The organism is Streptomyces sp. NPDC002680 (assembly GCF_042889145.1).
Lineage (GTDB): Bacteria > Actinomycetota > Actinomycetes > Streptomycetales > Streptomycetaceae > Streptomyces > Streptomyces adonidis.
Genome location: NZ_JBIAQP010000004.1, coordinates 218,093 through 235,173, shown reverse-complemented (window position 1 = coordinate 235,173; position 17,081 = coordinate 218,093). Strand labels below are relative to the sequence as shown.

The 17,081-nt window shown below is 67.7% G+C and carries 14 protein-coding genes; 4 read left to right on the top strand and 10 right to left on the bottom strand.

Features of this window, described 5'->3' with window-relative positions; translation table 11 throughout:
* Nucleotides 1-293: 293 nt before the first annotated feature.
* The 9 genes from ACFYXF_RS13355 to ACFYXF_RS13315 all read right to left on the bottom strand — a co-directional run bounded on the left by ACFYXF_RS13355 (nt 294) and on the right by ACFYXF_RS13315 (nt 10,577).
* The gene (locus ACFYXF_RS13355; RefSeq protein ID WP_389349663.1) at nt 294-986 is read right to left on the bottom strand and encodes a class II aldolase/adducin family protein; all 693 of its coding nucleotides are present in this window, start codon (nt 984-986) and stop codon (nt 294-296) included.
* Between the two features lie 155 nt (nt 987-1,141).
* Nucleotides 1,142-2,020 carry a fumarylacetoacetate hydrolase family protein gene (locus ACFYXF_RS13350; RefSeq protein ID WP_389349662.1) on the bottom strand — a complete coding sequence of 293 codons (879 nt, stop codon included), beginning with the start codon at nt 2,018-2,020 and terminating at the stop codon, nt 1,142-1,144.
* A 51-nt stretch (nt 2,021-2,071) separates the two neighbouring features.
* The gene (locus ACFYXF_RS13345; protein ID WP_389349661.1) at nt 2,072-3,355 is read right to left on the bottom strand and encodes an MFS transporter; all 1,284 of its coding nucleotides are present in this window, start codon (nt 3,353-3,355) and stop codon (nt 2,072-2,074) included.
* Nucleotides 3,356-3,529: 174 nt separating this feature from the next.
* Nucleotides 3,530-4,429, bottom strand: a complete 900-nt coding sequence (locus tag ACFYXF_RS13340) for an MBL fold metallo-hydrolase (protein WP_389349660.1) — start codon at nt 4,427-4,429, stop codon at nt 3,530-3,532.
* Between the two features lie 60 nt (nt 4,430-4,489).
* The gene (locus ACFYXF_RS13335) at nt 4,490-5,500 is read right to left on the bottom strand and encodes an amidohydrolase family protein (protein ID WP_389349659.1); all 1,011 of its coding nucleotides are present in this window, start codon (nt 5,498-5,500) and stop codon (nt 4,490-4,492) included.
* 47 nt (nt 5,501-5,547) lie between these two features.
* Entirely contained in the window at nt 5,548-6,783 is a 1,236-nt protein-coding gene (locus ACFYXF_RS13330; RefSeq protein WP_389349658.1) for a flavin-dependent oxidoreductase, read from the bottom strand.
* On the bottom strand, nt 6,780-7,934 hold the full coding sequence (locus tag ACFYXF_RS13325) for a cupin domain-containing protein (RefSeq protein ID WP_389349657.1): 1,155 nt from the start codon (nt 7,932-7,934) through the stop codon (nt 6,780-6,782). The genes ACFYXF_RS13330 and ACFYXF_RS13325 overlap by 4 nt, the downstream gene beginning before the upstream one ends.
* Before the next feature lie 60 nt (nt 7,935-7,994).
* A complete protein-coding gene (locus ACFYXF_RS13320; RefSeq protein ID WP_389349656.1) occupies nt 7,995-9,035 on the bottom strand; it encodes an NAD(P)-dependent alcohol dehydrogenase in 1,041 nt (346 codons plus the stop codon).
* 90 nt (nt 9,036-9,125) lie between these two features.
* Nucleotides 9,126-10,577: an aldehyde dehydrogenase family protein gene (locus ACFYXF_RS13315; RefSeq protein ID WP_389349928.1), complete on the bottom strand. Its 1,452-nt coding sequence runs from the start codon at nt 10,575-10,577 to the stop codon at nt 9,126-9,128.
* 419 nt (nt 10,578-10,996) lie between these two features.
* On the opposite strand from ACFYXF_RS13315, the gene ACFYXF_RS13310 reads away from it, so the two are divergent.
* On the top strand, nt 10,997-13,348 hold the full coding sequence (locus ACFYXF_RS13310; protein ID WP_389349655.1) for an ATP-binding protein: 2,352 nt from the start codon (nt 10,997-10,999) through the stop codon (nt 13,346-13,348).
* A 232-nt stretch (nt 13,349-13,580) separates the two neighbouring features.
* Here the strand turns inward: ACFYXF_RS13310 and ACFYXF_RS13305 are convergent, their stop codons facing one another.
* On the bottom strand, nt 13,581-14,357 hold the full coding sequence (locus tag ACFYXF_RS13305) for an IclR family transcriptional regulator (protein ID WP_389349654.1): 777 nt from the start codon (nt 14,355-14,357) through the stop codon (nt 13,581-13,583).
* Between the two features lie 78 nt (nt 14,358-14,435).
* Between ACFYXF_RS13305 and ACFYXF_RS13300 the strand changes: the two genes are divergently transcribed.
* From ACFYXF_RS13300 to ACFYXF_RS13290, 3 genes are read left to right on the top strand one after another with little or no spacing between them, the layout of a single operon-like run.
* Nucleotides 14,436-15,590 carry a cupin domain-containing protein gene (locus tag ACFYXF_RS13300; RefSeq protein WP_389349653.1) on the top strand — a complete coding sequence of 385 codons (1,155 nt, stop codon included), beginning with the start codon at nt 14,436-14,438 and terminating at the stop codon, nt 15,588-15,590.
* Entirely contained in the window at nt 15,587-16,423 is an 837-nt protein-coding gene (locus ACFYXF_RS13295) for a fumarylacetoacetate hydrolase family protein (protein WP_389349652.1), read from the top strand. Before ACFYXF_RS13300 ends, ACFYXF_RS13295 begins: the two co-directional genes overlap by 4 nt.
* Nucleotides 16,420-17,064 (top strand): maleylpyruvate isomerase family mycothiol-dependent enzyme, encoded by a 645-nt coding sequence (locus ACFYXF_RS13290; protein WP_389349651.1) that lies wholly within the window; start codon nt 16,420-16,422, stop codon nt 17,062-17,064. Before ACFYXF_RS13295 ends, ACFYXF_RS13290 begins: the two co-directional genes overlap by 4 nt.
* The last annotated feature ends 17 nt before the right edge of the window (nt 17,065-17,081 follow it).

Genomic DNA, 17,081 nt, shown 5'->3' with positions numbered 1-17,081 from the left:
CGATCCGCCTGGGGCACGCGTGCACTGCGTGCCGCAGTTGGTCGGCTACCACGACATCGCCGCTGCTCAGACCGTCGGTATCCCGCTCACCTCGGTCCGCGTCCACGGTCACGCGCTCGGCTGCGCCGTCGGCCGCCTCCTGGACGAGCCGGCGGTCGGCGCACCTTGGTTGGGAAGCACAGGAACGGGCGGGCGGCCGGGGACCTCGTTCCACTGCTCCTCGGTGGCGGTCGTTCCGGCCATCGGCCGGCTCGCCGTAGTCGTCTGCTCTCTCTTTCCAAGGACTCCGTCGCTTACAGGCTCTCTTCCGAGAGACGCTGCAGGTAGTTCCAGCCTGCGTCCCGCTGGGCGGGGTTCCAGACCTGGTTGCGTTTGAAGGCCGCCTCGGCATCGTCGGACCATGTCTTGGGGCCTCCGGCGGCCATGGCCATGAGTTGCGTACGGCACGCCCGTTCCAGCAGAACGGCGTACATGACGGCAGTTGCGGCGTTTGGACCGACGGTGACGGCTCCGTGCCGCGGCATGAGGCATGCGGGGCCCTCACCGATCGTCTCGGCGAGCGCCGCGCCGAGCTCGCGGGTCGCGATGAGCGCACCCGTCTCGGTGAAGCGCGGCACTTGCGGATCGCAGAACACGACGCCGTCGTGGGAGATGGGCAGCAGGGGTGTGTCGAGGGAGGCGAAGGCGCTCAGGGCGGGTGCGTGCGTGTGCACGACGCAGCCGACGTCCGGGCGCCTCGCCATGATCTCGGTGTGGATCGGGTACTCGATGTGCCGCTTGCCCTCGCCGTGGAGGACCTCACCCTCGCGGCTGACCAACAGCACCCGCTCGGCGAGAATCTCCTCGAATCCCCAGCCGGAGGCCTTCATCCAGACGCCGTCGCCAACCGGGTCACGGACGGCGGCGTGCCCCCACACCATGTCGGTCAGACCGGCAGCGGCCAAGGCTCGGCTGGCACGTACGGTCTCGTCGATCTCTTCCTTCATCAGGGTCCATTTCAGTAGGCCGGGTGGCGTACGGCTGGTGGAGCCGGTCCGCGCCCGTGTCGTCGTTGGTGCCGTGGTGCCCCATGGCGCGGTAGCCCGGGGCCCGGGTCAGACGGGTGTGGAGAGGCAGCACCCGCCCGAGGGGGAGGCGGTCGTCACCGCGTCCCTGGTACGGACGGCTGGTGGAGCGGGTCGCGGGCCGTGACGCGGATGGTGAGCGGCGGCACCTGCGACACCTCCAGCGACACCTCGTCACCGGGGCTCAGCGGTCCGACCCCGTCCGGGGTACCGCTCGCGATGATGTCTCCCGGCTCGAGCGTCATCGCCCGGGAATACACTTCGATGAGCTGCGGGACGTCGTAGATGAGGTCGGCGACCCTCCCCTTCTGGCGAAGACGACCGTTGACGCTCAGCTCGAGCTCGAGCACCGACGGGTCCGGGATCTCGTCCGCGGTGACGATGGCCGGCCCCAGCGGCGTGAAGGTGTCGAAGCTCTTGCGATACGAGCGGTCCTCGTCGCCCCGCATCGTCACGTCGATCAGGGCGAGATAACCGAAGACGTGGCTCAGTGCGTTCCCACGGGATACGTGGCGTGCCGGGGCACCGATGACGATGCCGAGTTCGGCTTCGTAGTCGATGCGACGCGTGGGATCAGGATGCTCAATCGATCCGTCCGGCCCGACGATCGATGAAGGTGCCTTGAGGAAAGCGACATACTTCTCGATCGTTCCCGGCACGTCCTTGAAGGCTCCCGCAGCGATCATCTCCTCACGATGCGGACCGTGATTGACCGGGGCGGCGAGGATCTTCGACGGTCTTGGCTGGGGCGGTCCGAACGTGACCTGTGAGCGGGGTGTTCCGGTGCTGCGTGCGGCGTCCCGGATCTTGGGCTCGATCCTCGCCCAGTCCGCTATCAGCGCACTCATACGATCCGATGGACGAGTTGTCTCCGGCAGCACACTTGTCACGTCGACTATCGAATCGTCCCGTGCCCAAACGCCGAGCCGAAAATCGTCGAACAGGCTCAGTTTCAACGTACTTTCCTCTCCATGAATACCGTCCGCGGTGTCCCGCGCCCCGGACTCTCACCTCCGCAGGTCGCCGCTTGCGAGGTTTCTGGGCAGGAACAGTCCCGCCACGAGCGTGATCAACGCGACGCCGGAGATGTAGAAGGCGGGAGACACGGCGCTGTCCGTCACGTCGATGAGCCAGGTGCAGATGATCGCGCCGAAGCCGCCGAAGACAGTCACAGCGGTTGCCGAGCCCATGGAGACCAGCGAGCCGCGGTGCTTGGCGCTGAAGAGCTCCGTGATCGTTGCGGAGCCGGTGCCGGCGATGGCCGCCGTGAACACCGCGAAGACCAGTTGCGCGATCACCAGCGACCCGAACGACCTGTTGTCGACCATGTGCTGGAAGAGCGGATACGGCAGCACCACGTAGCCCACGGCACTGAACACGATCAGGGCTTTACGCCCGAACCTGTCTGAGAGATGGCCCGCGACAGGCAGCAGGACAACCGTCACCATCGCGCCGATGAGCGTCGCCACCAGGGAGGTCTGCAGCTCGATGTCCAGGAACTCCGAGGCGTAGCTGGGCATGTACGTGAGCGCGACCATGGCCGTCACTCCCCAGAGAGCGACCACCCCGACCGTCAGCAGGAATCCGACACTCGGCCGCGGGTTCGTTCCGTGGTCGATCTCCGCGCCGGACTGCGTGGATGCCTGACCGCGGGACGCGGTGAAGACGGGGGTCTCTTCTATGCGTCTCCGCAGGAACAGGGCGACCACGGCGAGCAGAGCGCCCAGGACGAAGGGGACACGCCAACCCCAGTCGCGCATCGCCGTCGAGCCCAGGGCGCCGGTCAGCCCGGCGGTGACCAGCACACCGAGCAACAGGCCACCGTAGGTCGCGACCTGATGGAAGCTCCCGAAGAATCCCCGGCGCCCGCGGTGGGCCCACTCGATGAGGAAGACGGCCGAGCTCCCGAATTCGCCGCCGGCCGAGAATCCCTGTGCGAGGCGTCCGATGACGATGATGACCGCACCGAGCGAGCCGGCGACGGCGTACCCCGGTGCGAGGCCGATAAGGAGAGAGCCGGACGCCATCAGCAGCATCGACAGAAGCATGACCGACTTGCGTCCCTTGCGGTCGATGAACGGACCGAGGACAAAGGCTCCCAACGGCCGGGCGATGAACCCGACCGCGAAGACCGCGAAGGCCGCGAGGATCGACGTGACGCCGTCCTGTTCGGGAAAGAAGGTGGCTCCGATATGAACGGCGAGGAAGCCGTAAACGGTGAAGTCGTACCACTCGAGGACGTTTCCGAGAGTGGCGAGGACCGTGACACGCTTGAGAGTGGACGGGTCCACTTGGGTGGGATCCGCAACCGATATTTCTTTTGCAACAGCCATGGAAGTGTCCTTTGCATGACCTGCCGGAGAAGGGAATGTGCCGAACGAGGGCAGCGGCCGGCCATGAATGCTCGACCGCTGCCCAGGAGATGTTCCGCGTGACTCAGGTGGTGCGGGACGCCGAGAAAGGCGTCACAGAATGTGCGTGGGGATCGGCTCCCAGGTGACCTGGCCCTGCTCGTCGCGGACGACACGGCCGAAGGGCTGGTCGCCGAAGTGGAAGGCGAAGGCGTAGGTGTCGGGCTTGAGCAGCTCCGACAGCACGCGGGCACGTGCTTCCTGCACGGACTCGGTGTGGCTGTCGGGTGCCGAGCCCCAGTCGGGGTGGGTCAGCTGCGCGGGCGAGTGGAACGCGTCGCCGAAGACCACCAGCCGCCTGCCGCTCGACGAGGTCACGATGTAGGTGGCGTGCCCGGGGGTGTGGCCGGGCGTGACGAGTGCCGTCACGCCCGGCACCACCTCTCCGCCGTCGTCGACGAGGGTGAGCTTCGGGTGGTGCAGCAGCGGCTCCACCACGGTGGTCGGGTCCGGCATGTCGGCCGGCGGCACCCCTTGGGAGAGCGGCTCCCACTCCTGCCGCGACATCACATACGACGCCGACGGGAAGGTTGCCTTCCGTGCGCCGTTCCCGTCCGGGACGAACGCCCACCCCGTGTGGTCGATGTGGATATGGGTCAGGGCGAGAACATCGATGTCCTCGGGCGCGTAGCCGACCGACGCAAGTGTCTCCAGCATCGCGCCGCCCTGGATGGGCCCGTAGTGCGAGTTGACGTTCATGACACCGAGTCCGGCGTCGACGAGCATGCGGTGGCCGTCCCGCTCGACGAGCAGTCCGCCTGCCGTCATCGGCACGCCGCCCGCCTCGTCCAGCGCCTCGGGGTGTTCGCGCCAGTAGGCGTCGGGGAACGACTTGAGGAAGCCGGTGGGGGTGAGCGACATGGGTCCGTCGACGATGTAGGTGAAGGTGAACTCATCCATCGTCCACCGACGCACCGCGGACTGGGATCCCAGCCGTCCGATACTGGCCGTCATATCGCAGTTCCTTTCTCGGGTGGTGCTTGACTTCCGTCAGGAAGATTCGAGGGCTCTGGACTATGCGTCCGAGCGTGCTGTCAGGTTCGGGAAGAGAGTTGTCGCAGTGGTCGAGAACTGCGCCAGATGTCGGTCACTGAGGAGGGTGGTCCGACTCAGCGCGTCCATATGGGCTTCGATCACCTTGAGGTCCCCCGGCGGATAGTCGGACCCGAACACGATGTGATCGGGGGACGTGATCTCCAGGAGTGGAAGAAGCGCGTTGGGTGATGTCGCGAGCGCGGTGTCGTAGAACAGGCCGGCGATCTGCTGGCGCACCTCTGCCTTGGTCACGCCGCGGGGATTGCTCACCCACGGCAGCAAGCCGGTCGAACTGATGCGTTCGGCAAGGACGGGTAGGACTCCGCCGGCATGCGAGAGGACGAAGTTGATGTTCGGGAAGTCCAGGAAGACCCGCGCATAGATGGCGTCGACGATGGTGCGCGTCGTGTCCATGGGGAATTCGATGACAGGCCCCGGGCGTCCGCACGCAAGCACGTCGAAGCCAGCAGGCACCACCGGATGCAGGAGGACCGTGGCCCTCTTGGCGTCGAGCGCGGCGAAGACATCGGTGAACCGAGGGTCCCCCAGATAGGCGCCGTCGTAGTTGGTGACGAGAACGAATCCGTCGGCGCCGAGTTCCTCGGTTGCGCGGGCGACTTCCGATACCGCGCCGGCCGGATCGATCAGCGGAAGGTTGGCGAGCAGCCCGAACCGGTCGGGGTGTTCCCGCACCACCTTCGCCCCGAAGTCGTTGTGTGTCTTCGCCACGTCGGGAGTGAGCCGGTTCGGGCTCGACAGCATCTGTACCGAGATGCCATGACCGTCCATGAACTCCAGGGCGCTTTCGACCGACCAGGGGCCGGCCGGCGGCGCGGTGAAGTTGCCGGCGCGGAAGGAGGCCAGCAGACCCGCAAGCCCGGCTTCCGTGAGTGGCGGGGTGTAGTGGGCATGGACGTCGATCAGGTCGCCGCCGCTGCGTTGACGCAGGCGGGCGACGGCATTCGCCACGTCAGTCTCCGGATTCACCATCGTCGTTCTCCTCCGATCGTTGTCACGACCGTCTCTTTCGGTTGGTGTTACTGCCGCAGGGCTGTCGGAGCGAAGCCGGCAACGCGTTGGTACGCGGCGGCGAGCGCCTCCCGTTCCCCGGGAGCGAAGACTTCGCCCACCTCGGTGAAGCCCTCGGGGGCACGTTCCTCGGCCAGGTCGAGAATGCGTGCGGCTCCCTGGCTGCGATTGGCTTCCACGACGCCCGCCGTGGCGGCGAGGCGTTCGCTTTCGTAGCGCTCCAGAGCGATGTCGGGATCGCCCTCCTCAAGGAGGGCCTGGGTCAGCGCACGCGCGTCGAGGATCGCCTGGGAAGCTCCGTTGGAGCCCACGGGGAACATGGGGTGCGCCGCGTCGCCCAAGAGGGTCGTCCGTCCCGCGGTCCACGTCGGCAGTGCGTCGCGGTCGACCATGGGAAAGACGTGGACGCTCTGCGCGCCACGCATCAGCGCCGCGACGTCGAGCCACGGGAACGACCACGAGTCGTACTGGTCGATGAAGTCCTCGATATCTCCCGGCCCGTTCCAGGATTCGACGGGCGGGATCCGGCGCGAGCTCTGGTCCAGGACGGCAATCCAGTTGATCAGGACGTTGCCCTGGTCGTCGGGAGCGGAGAGTGGATAGGCCACGACCTTGTGCCCGCGCGTGCCGATCAGCGTCATGGACTTTCCGGTGAGGAACGGCGGCGCCATGGTGGTGCCGCGCCACATCACTTCCCCGCTCCATCGAGGACTGCCGTCGCTCGGGTGGAGCTGCTTCCGGAGCGCCGAGTGAAGACCGTCGGCGCCCACCAGCACATCCGCGGACTCCTGGGACGTGCGGCCGGTGACGCTGTCGATCAGCTGGAACTCGGCGCCCTTGCGGTTGTCCGGGTTGGAACCGCTGACCTTCATTCCCGTGCGCACCGCGGATTCGCCGAGGCGCCGGCGGACGATGTCCAGGAGGGCCATCTGGAAGTTGCCCCGGTGGATCGAGAGCTGCGGCACCGGGTATCCCGCCGATATCCCGCGCGGCTCCCGCCACAGGAACTGGCCGTGCCGATTCACGTAGCACAGCTCTTCGGTGGCGACTGCCAGGGGGAGCAGCTCCTCCAGGACGCCGATTCGGTCGAGTTCCCGGATGGCGTGGGGCAGTACGTTGATTCCCACGCCGAGCGGTCGCGGTTCGGGAACCGCCTCGTAAATGGTCACGTCAATGCCGACGTCATGGAGCATCAACGCGGTGGTGAGTCCGCCGATCCCGCCTCCGGAAATTGCGATTCTCACGGTTCCCTCCTTCCTTGGCCGACAGCGGGCACCGCTTCGTCGGTGTCCGTCGCGGGGGCCGGCTCGAATGTGTCCGTCACCTTCTGCCGGTCGGGCAGCTCGGTCTCGCGGTAGAGATGCAAAGCCTCGAGGGCTGCCCGGTCACTGGCGACAAAGAGGTCGGCGGTCTCTTCCGCTTCGTGCTCGACGGGCACCCAGGACGGGACGACGAAGACGTCACCCGGACCCCAGGTGAATTCCTTTCCGCCGATCACGGACCTGCCGCGGCCGCGGAACACGGTGTGGATCTGGCCGCCGGTCTGACGTCGGGGGGCCGTGGGCTTTCCCGGACGAATCCTCGTCATCTGGCAGGTGAGGGTGGGCAGTGCAGGGCCGCCGGTGACCGGATTCTTGTACTCCAGCGTCACGCTGGAGTCGTCACTCTGCTTCTGCAACGCATCCAGTGCGGCATCGACCTGGGCATAGGGATAGCGCAGCAGCGGCGAGTACGGTTTCGGCCAGGCGGCGCCGTCGGAATGCTGAAGTCCCGCATGCCCGAATTTCTCCTCCGAGAGGGAGAAACCCGCGACATCCTGCATTCCGGTCGGATGGTCCTCGAAGAAGATCGATTCCAAGGTGGCGACCATCACCACGTCGATCACATCGAGCCAGATCGCGGGCTCACCGCTCTGGTTGGTGTGATCGTGCCACGTCCAGCTGGGCGTGAGGACGAAGTCGCCGGGCTCCATCCAGCAGGCGTCTCCGTCGACGGTGGTGTAGACACTCGAGCCGGTCATCATGAACCGGATCGCTGCCGGAGAATGCCGATGGGCCGGCGCCTTCTCACCCGGATCCAGATACTGGTAGGCACCGAACAGGGCTTCTGTCGTTCCGATGCGCAGTCCCGGGTTGCAGAACTGCAGTGCCCGCCGCTGAGCCGCTCCTTCGTCGACCTCCAGAACCCTTCCCGCCTGCCGAGCCAGCGGGGCGACGGTGTCCCAGCGCCACAGATGCGCACGCGTCTGCGGAATCGGGTGGGCCGGCATCGGCGGCCTGCTCCACAGGCCCGCCATATCGCGCGATGCGAGCGCACCACAGAATTCTTCGATCGATACTTCCGCAGTGTCGACACTGCCGGGAAGCATCGCGTCTTGCCTATTTTCTTTTTGCATCGTCAGCCCACCTGTTGCCTCTCTCATGGCTCCGCCATGCGTTTTCAACAGAATCGGGAACTAGAACAGCATGACCGGTTTGATCGTCGCCCCGTCGTGCATTTCGCGGGCAGCGGTGTTCAGGTCCCTGAATTTGTAGTGCTTGATCAGCTTTTCCAGCGGGAGCTTTCCCTGCCGATGCAGCGTGGCCATCCGGGGCAGCAGGGTCTCCGGCTCGCCGTCCCCCAGCGTCACGCCCAGCACGCGCCTGCCGAGCAGCAGATCGTGCATGTCCAGCGCCACGTCGACGCCGGGAGGGGCCACGCCGACGACCGCGCACGCTCCGCCGGTGCTGAGGGCGTCGACGGCGGTGCGGAGGAGGGCGGGAATTCCGGTGGTGTCCACTGCGTTGTCGACGCCGCGTCCACCGGTGATCTCTGCCAGCGCGGTCGCCGGATCCACTTCGGTGGTGTTGATGGTGTGCTGGGCGCCGAGTTCCAGGGCGAGCTCGAGCCGGGACGACACACGGTCGATCGCGATGATCTCACCCGAGGGCAGAGCTGCCGCGGCCATGATCGCCGACAGGCCCACCGCGCCGGCGCCGAAGACGGCCAGGCTCTCACCGGGTCTGGGAGCCAGGACGTTCCAGACGGTACCGACTCCGGTCTGGACGCCGCAGCCCAGCGGCGCGAGCACCGTCAGGTCGGCTTCGGGGTCCACCTTCACCACGCTGCGAGCGTCGACGACGGCCGCCTCTGCGAAGGAGGACTGGCCGAAGAAATGCCCACCGAGCGGGACGCCGTCGCGCGTGATCGGAGAGCTCCCGTCGCTGCGCTTGCCTCCGGTCACATTGCGGGGCAGCCAGGTGTCGCAGTAGGCCGGGTGGCCATTGCGGCAGTTGGTGCAGTGTTCACAGGACGTGAAACTCAACAGGACCTTGTCGCCGGGCCGGACCTTGGTGACGGAGGACCCGACCTGCTCGACGATTCCGGCTCCTTCGTGGCCGATGACCCCGGGCAGCGGGAAGGGCATCCGGCCCGCCTGTACGTTGAGATCGCTGTGACACAGGCCGGCGGCGACCATCCGTACCAGGACCTCGTCCTTGCGAGGTTCGTCGAGCATTACTTCGGTAAAGGTGAACGGGGCACCCGGGCCTTCGATTATGGCTGCTGTAGTGGAATGCATGATGCCTTTTTCTTTCTCCGTCGATGCCTACAGGGCCACGATGACCGATTTGGTCTGCAGGTATTCGTCCAAGCCCTCGGGGCCGTTTTCCCGTCCGTATCCGGACTGCTTGTAGCCGCCTATCGGCATGGAGATGTCCATGGCAGCCCACGTGTTGACCCACACCGTTCCCGCTTCGAGGCGCGCTGCGACGCGATGCGCACGGGAGACGTCCCGGGTCTGCAGGCCGGCGGCGAGGCCGTAGGGAGTTCCGTTGGCCATCCGCACGGCCTCGCCCTCGGTGTCGAAGGGCTGGACGGTCAGGACCGGCCCGAAGATCTCTTCCTGGACAAAGGCCGATTGCTGGTCGACGCCGGTGAGCACCGTCGGGGCGACGTAGAAGCCCGGCCCGTCCGGGCACTGGGCGCTGGTGACACCGATCCCCTCGCGCCGGGCCCGTTCGAGGAACGAGACGACCTTTGCCTGGTGAGCGGGGCCCGCCAGGGGCCCGACCATGGTCTCCTCACTCAGCGGGTCGCCGACCTTGATCTGCGCACAGACTGCGCTCAGCCGCTCGAGTACTTCCTCGTAGACGGGCCGCTCGACGAGAAGCCGGCTGCCCGCCATGCAGAACTGTCCCGTGTTGAAGGTGAACGCCTTGACCGCCGTGGGCACGGCGGCATCCAGATCGGCGTCGGCGAAGACGAGATTGGCGCTCTTGCCGCCCAGTTCCAGGGTCACCCGGGTGAGGGTCTCGGCCCCTAGGGCCACGATTCTCTTTCCGACGACGGTCGAGCCGGTGAACGCCACCTTGGCGATCCTCGGATCGCACACCAGCGCCTGTCCGGCTTCCGCATCCCCGGTGACCACGTTGTAGGCGCCGTCCGGCAGACCGGCTTCCTGGAGTACTTCCGCGAGCCGGAGAGCGGTGAGCGGGGTCTCCGCGGCCGGCTTGTGTACGACGGTGTTTCCCGCGGCAAGGGCCGCGGCGATCTTCTTGCTGGACAGTACGAGCGGGAAGTTGAACGGGGTGATCGCCGCGACCACACCGATCGGCTCCCGCCGGGTGTACGCCAGAGCGGGGGCGGCAGGCGTCCGGACCGCGCCTTCGATGCCTGCTGCGAGATTGCCGTAGTACTCGAAGGTCTCGATCGCCATCGGGATGTCGACGCGCCGGGTGAGCGTGATGGGCTTTCCGACGTTGAAGCTCTCCAGAAGGGCGAACTCCTCGGCGTGCTGTCGCAGCAACTCGGCGGCGCGCATCAGGATGCGCCCCCGCTCGCGCGGGCTCATCCGGGGCCAGGGACCTTCTTCGAAGGCCTTGAGCGCCACGGCGGCCGCACGTCTGGCGTCGCCGGCACCGGCTTCGGCGACGGTCGCCGCCCTCTGCCCGGTCGCAGGATCGACCAGTTCCCTGACGGCCTCTGCCTCTGCCGGTTCCCATCGACCGCTGATGAACAGCCTGCCTGGGGCAACCGCGGGCCGGGCTCCCACGTGCATCGTTGTCACGTTGGGTCCTCCTCACTTCGAACCGAGGGCCAATCTCAGCCCCGGCGAGGCTCCGGCGATACGGGTAGAACCACCCCTTCGCGAGGTCGCGCAGGTCTACCCCCCCATGACCGGGCCCTCGACGCGGGTGGGGGCTCGTCCTGGCTCCGGCCGACACGCGCGGTATGTACGCTCCCGATGGTTGCGTGGACAGAAAACCACCTGTTAGCGTCTTAATGTTCGGGACACAAATCCGCATCATGCGGCATTGGGTCAGTTCGGCCTCACATCTCACCCATTTACTCGGCACGGTATCGATGGAGGAAATCCGGGTGTCAGGACCCGGAGTGCGTCAGAGCCGCGTGGAATTCGGCGGGGTCAATCCGCCGAATTCGGGTGACGGTCGGGCTCTCAAAGAGAAGCTGGAATTCATGGTGGATGAGATAGCTGAGGGTGGTTCGGGAAACCTTCCCAACGCCGTCACGAGTTTTGTGGGACGCCGCAGTGAACTGGCGGAGGTTCGCGGACTGCTGGGATCGGTCCGCCTGGTGACGCTGACCGGGGCTGGTGGCGTCGGGAAGAGCCGGCTGGCGGTCGAGACGGGAATCGCGGCCCGTTCGGCCTTCCCCGACGGGGTCTGGCTGATCGACCTGGCGGCCGTCCGTGAGCCCGAACTCATCGAGCACGCCGTGGCGACCGCTCTCGGGGTGGCGAATTCCTCGAACCGGCCGGCGGCGGACCGGCTGATCGAGTACCTGGGCCGCCGGCAGACGCTACTGCTCTTCGACAACTGCGAGCATCTCGTCGAGGCCTGCGCCGTGCTCTTCGACCGGCTGCTGCGGGGCTGTCCACACGTGCGGATTCTCGCGACGAGCAGGCAAGTCCTGGACATCGGCGGGGAGAACGTCTATCAGGTTCTGCCGTTGCCGGTCCCGGACCCCGACACCGAGTCCTCGGTGGAGGTGCTGTCCCGGTACGAGTCGGTGCGACTCCTCGTGGATCGTGCAAGGGCGATCACGCCCGGGTTCGTCGTGGACGACATCAACAGCCCGGCAGTGGCCCGGCTCTGCGCTCAGCTTGAGGGCATCCCCCTGGCGATCGAGCTGGCCGCCTCACGGCTGCGATCGCTGCACCTCGACGCATTGGTCGAACGGCTGGCAGACCGCTTCGGGTTGCTCACCAGCGGGAGCCGTTCCGCACTTCCCCGTCAGCGCACACTCCGCGCGCTGATCGACTGGAGTTACGACCTGTGCACACCCGAGGAACAATTGCTGTGGACTCGCCTCTCGGTATTCTCCGGTGGATTCGACTTGCAGGCCGCTGAACACATATGCGCCGGGGACGGTCTGCCCCGCGAGCGGATTCTCGACCTCACGGATCACTTGGTTGCCCAGTCGATTATCCAGGCCGTCGAGGGAAGCGGGCTCTTGCGCTTCCGTATGCTGATGACCCTCCAGGAATACGCCGGAGAGCGTCTGAAGACGCACGAGAACGTGGAAACTGTGCGAGACCGGCACCAGGAATACTACGGAGCACTGGCCGTACAGGTAGCGGCGAATTGGAGCGGGCCGGGCCAGGAAGCCGGATTGGCCAGAGTACGCGCCGACCGCGGCAACGTGGAATCGGCCCTGGAACGGTGCGTCAGCACGCGTCGGACCCAGCGCGCCCTGTCCATGGTGTCCGCGCTGCGCCATCACTGGTGTGCCGACGGAGCTCTGAGCGAGGGGCGGCGCTGGCTCGACCTGGCTCTCGCGCTCGACACACCACGACTGCCCGAGCGGGCCACCGCACTCTGGGTGGCGGCATGGGTCTCACTGCTCCAGGGCGACGACTCCGCCGCCGAGGTACGACTGGCGGAATGCGACGAGTTGGCCGGAGAGCTCGGCGATCAGGTCTCGCTCTGTATGACGCGCTCGCTCCGCGGTACCGTCGCCTTCTTCCGCGGAGACCTCCGTGCTGCCCTCGGCCACTTCGATGCGGCCTCCGCGCGGCTCGCGGAGCAGGGAGATCTCGAGGGCGTCCTCTTCAACGGTTTCCAGACCGCCATCGCCCGGGCCCTGCTCCACGACGACCAGGCCGAGCAGGCCGCCCGGCGGGTGATCGCGGTGAGTGAGCGCAATGGCGAGCAGTGGGCCCGGGCACGCGCGCTGTACGCGCTGGGTCTGTACGCCTGGCTGAACGGCGACCCCGACCAGGCGAAGTCAGCGGCCCGTGCGGGTCTGCAGATCCAGCGTGGCTTCAACGACCATGTCGGCGCCGCGGTCATGATCGAACTCCTCGCATGGGTCGCCACGACCAACGCGGAGTACGACCACGCGGCTCGTCTGCTCGGCGCGATCCAGTCGATCTGGGGTGTGATCGGCACGTCACTCACTGCCTTCGGACCGCACCTGGCGGGCTACCACACCCAGTGCGAGGAGGAACTGCACCGCAGACTGGGTGGCGCCGAGGCCTTGCGGGCCAGGCTTGACGAGGGCGGTCGTATGGACCGACGGCAGGCCATCTCCTACGCGCTGAACGGCCCCGAAGCGGTGGCCACACCCGAACCCACGACGACGGTCGAGGTGTTGACCCCACGACAACAACAGGTCGCCCGACTCGTCGCCGAGGGCCTCAGTAACCGTCAGATCGCCGAGCGGCTTGTGGTGTCCACCCGCACGGTGGACGGACACATCGAACGGATCCTGGCCAAGCTGGAGTTCTCCTCCCGGGCGCAGGTAGCCGCCTGGGTGGCGGGGCGGCATCCGGCGGGGGCGGCGTCCGGCGCGCCCGCTTCACTCTGAAGGAGCCGGCCGGCGAGCCGTCATGGTGACGTCGTGGGGCCACCGGCCGGTCAGGCGCCATGCGTGTCGTCGCAGGGGACCGGTTCGGCCTCGCCGGCGTGGTGCAGCGGGTTACGCTCCGGCCGGTCCAGGACGGCCGGAGTCTCGGCGCACTCGGCGTCACTGAGGCGCCGACGCGGCCCTGCTCCTCGCGGCCGGTCGACCCCGTCCGAGAATTTCTGACCGGTGTGCTCTACCGCCCTCTCCCATGCATCTCGGCAGAGATCCTGTCCGCCGACACGGTCAGAGCCGACACGATCTCCTTCACGCGGTCGGGCGAGTACCGCACGCTCGGCATGGACACCGACACGGCGGCGATCGTCGCACCGCTCGCATCGATGACTCCGCGCCCGATGGCGACGAGCCCCCGCTCGGAACGTTCGAGGTTGACGGCGACGCCACTGCTCCGGACGGCTCTGAGCTCGCCGCGCAGCTCCGCCAGATCAGGGCGCTCCTCGGACCCGTCGGAGGGGGCGTGCGCGTAGAGCGCGGTCAGTTCGTCGTCGGCCAGAGCGGCGAGCATGACCAGCCCCCCGCTCACCTGGTGTGCGGGGAAGACCATGCCCTCGCGGTTTCCGACCCGGAGGGCCTGCGTGCACTCGACCGAGGCGATGAACCGTACGGTCCGGCCGGTGCGAATGCTCAGGTTCGCGGTCTCGTCGAGGGTGTCGACGAGGGTGCGCAGCGGGCCGAGGGCGGCGGTCCGGAGGGCTCCCACGTTCGACTGGGCCTTGGCGGCGATCTCCAGAACCGGTCCGGCCCGGTAGCTGCGGTCGTCGTTCTGCACCGCGAAGTCGCGGTACACCAGCGTGGACAGCAGACGATGGGCACTGGAACGGGCCACGCCGAGCCGCCGGGCGGCCTCGGAGACCGTGATGGGGCCCTCCACCTGCAGAATCACCGCGAGCTGCAGCGCGTGGTCCACACTCGTCACGCCGTACGTCGGCGGGTTCTTCATTGACTTGGCCACGACGACTGCCCCTCACTTCTTGTTCCGCAAGACAGAATCTACTGTTCCAGAAGAAGCTCTGCGGAGCACGGTGTGGTCATGACCGACCAAGACAACGCCGTCTCCCCCCTCTCGCTCACCGCCGAGGACCGGCCGGACCAGCCGCCCGTCACTCCCGAACTCGTAGAGCTCTACCGGGGTTTCGAGAAGGCCCTCCTGGTTCCGCTGTGGACCCGGATCGGCGATCTGATGCCCGAGCACCCCAGGTCGAAGGCGCAGCCGCACCTGTGGGAGTGGAAGACACTGCTCGACCTGGCCCGTCGCTCCGGCGACCTGGTGCCGGTCGGCCGCGGCGGCGAGCGGCGGGCCATAGCCCTGGCCAACCCGAGCCTGGGCGGCAGGCCCTACGCGACGCCGACCCTCTGGGCGGCCATTCAGTACCTGATGCCCGGCGAGAACGCGCCCGAGCACCGGCACACCCAGAACGCCTTCCGGTTCGTCGTCGAGGGCGAGGGCGTGCGGACCGTCGTGGAGCGCGATCCGGTGCCGATGCGCCGTGGTGACTTCCTGCCGCAGGCCGGTATGAACTGGCACGCCCACCACAACTCGGCCGACGAGCCCATGGCCTGGATCGACGGCCTCGACATCCCCTTCCAGTACGACGTCGAGGCGCAGTTCTTCGACTTCGGCCGGGACGAACTGTCCGAGGAGGAGCACGCGACGCCCGACCGATCGCGCTCGGAGCGGTTGTGGGGCCACCCGGGGCTGGCGCCGGTCTCGCAGCTCGGGCGCAGGGAGGGCACCCCCCTGCTGTGCTACCGCTGGGTGGACACCGACGCCGCGCTGACCGACCAGCTGGAGCTGGAACGCGCGGGCCACCCCGGCACCGTCGGGCCCGGCCACGCGCTGGTGCGCTACACCAACCCCACCACCGCCGGCGACGTGCTGCCGACCATCCGGGCCCAGTTCCACCGGCTGGTCCGCGGCGCCGAGATCGCTCCGCGCCGCGAGACGGGTTCTTCGGTCTACCAGGTCTTCGATGGCACCGGCCGGGTGACGGTGGGCGACTTCTCCTGGTCGGTCCAGCGCGGCGACCTTTTCGTCGTCCCGTCGTGGCAGCCGCTGTCGATCCGGTCCGAGGCGTCCCCGTCCGACTCCGACTCCGGCGCGCTGGACCTGTTCCAGTTCAGCGACGCCCCCCTGTTCACCAAGCTCAACCTGTTCCGCACCCGTATCGAGGAGAACCTCGCGTGAAGCTCGCCACCATCCGTCTCGGTGACCGCACCGCCGCCGTCCGCGTCGACGGCGACACCCTCGTCGACCTCGGCCTGCCCGACGTCGGCGCCGTACTGGCGACGCCCGGCGGTCTCGAAGCCGCGTCGGCGGCCGACGGCCGGCGATACGCGGGCGCCGACGCCGAGTTCGCCCCGCTCGTCCCCCGCCCCACGAAGGTGGTCTGCGTCGGCCTGAACTACCAGAAGCACATCAAGGAGATGGGCCGGGATCTACCCGAATACCCCACCCTCTTCTGCAAGTTCGCCGACACCCTCGTCGGCGCCCTCGACGATGTCCGACGCCCGGCCGAGACCGAGGAGTTCGACTGGGAGGCCGAACTCGCCGTGGTCGTCGGCCGCCAGGTCCGGCGCGCGAGCGAGGCAGAGGCGGAGGCGGCCATCGCGGGCTTCAGCGTCCTCAACGACGTAACTTGCCGCGACTGGCAGTTCCGCACGCGCGAGTGGCTGCAGGGCAAGAACTGGGACTCCACCACCCCTCTCGGCCCGTTCCTCGTCACCACCGACGAGGTCGGCGGACCGCGCCCCGCGCTCGACATCCGGTGTGAGGTCAACGGGCAGGTCATGCAGCAGGACAACACCGGCGACCTGCTCTTCGACCCGGTCGACCTGGTCCGCTACGTCTCCACGATGATCCGGCTCAACCCCGGCGACATCATTGCCACGGGCACCCCTGGCGGCGTCGGCCACGCCCGGAAGCCGCAGGTGTTCCTTCAGGAAGGGGACACCATCGTCACCGAGATCAAGGGCCTGGGCCGCCTGGAGAACCGCGTCGTCTCCGAGGGGCTGCGATGAGAACCCTGCAGACCACGCTGGCCTGGGTGGCCGAGGGCACCGAACTGTGCCGCAAGGCCGTCGCGGACCTCGACGAGGCGTCGTACAACGAGCCATCACTGCTCCCCGGCTGGACCCGCAAGCACGTCGTGGCCCACGTGGCCGCCAACGCCCGGGCCCTCAGGAATCTCATGCACTGGGCCCGCACCGGTGAACCGACACCGATGTACACCTCGCCGGAGCAGCGCCTGGCGGACATCGAGTCGGGCGCGACACTGCCCGCCGGCTGGCTCACCGCCTGGTTCGAGCAGTCGGCGCAGCTGCTGGCGTACGCCATGGCCGAGCTGACCGAGGAGCAGTGGCGGGCGGAGGTGCTGACCGCCCAGGGGCGGACCGTGCCCGCCGGCGAGGTGCCGTGGATGCGCACGCGGGAGGTCATGGTGCACGCCGTCGACCTCGGCACCGGCGTCCAGTTCGCCGACCTGCCCGAGCAGTTCCGCGCCGAACTCCGCCAGGACATCCTCGCCAAGCGCGGAAGCGACACGGTCCCCGCCATCCAGGGTGCCGACGCCGACATCACCGCCTACCTGGCCGGCCGCCCGTACACCGGGGTGGCGAACCGGGACGGCTCCCCGGCCGAACCCCTGACGCCATGGCTGTGACCATGCGGGAGCGAGAC